This window comes from Acinetobacter sp. I-MWF, assembly GCF_025433935.1.
Lineage (GTDB): Bacteria > Pseudomonadota > Gammaproteobacteria > Pseudomonadales > Moraxellaceae > Acinetobacter > Acinetobacter guillouiae.
Genome location: NZ_JAMBAR010000063.1, coordinates 1 through 401, shown reverse-complemented (window position 1 = coordinate 401; position 401 = coordinate 1). Strand labels below are relative to the sequence as shown.

Annotated in this window: 1 rRNA gene; it reads right to left on the bottom strand. The window is 37.7% G+C overall.

What is annotated here, in order from left to right:
- Window positions 1–190, bottom strand: a 16S ribosomal RNA gene (locus tag M2R48_RS21370); the annotation flags it as partial.
- Between the last annotated feature and the right edge of the window lie 211 nt (window positions 191–401).

Below are 401 nucleotides of genomic sequence, written 5' to 3'. Positions count from 1 at the left end.
TTCCGCCGTAGGGCTTATGCGGTTTTAGCATCACTTTCGAGATGTTGTCCCCCATTAATAGGCTGATTCCTAAGTATTACTCACCCGTGCGCCTCTAGGTCAGTTACCGTAGCAACCTCCCACGCTCGACTTGCATGTGTTATGCCTGCCGCCAGCGTTATATCTGAGCCATGATCAATCTCTTCAGTTAAATTTCATTAGTTACTTATGGTCAGTATTATTGCTGATCATTTTACTGACAAATTATCTCTATTAAACTTAGTTTAATTTAAACCTATCTATAAATGATAATATTTAGATCAATCAATAAGTAAAATTAATCACAAGTTGTTCTTCATATTCTCTTAATGATCTTATCAATGCTTCGTCAGCATCAAGCTAGGTCGGCTATACTACTCTCT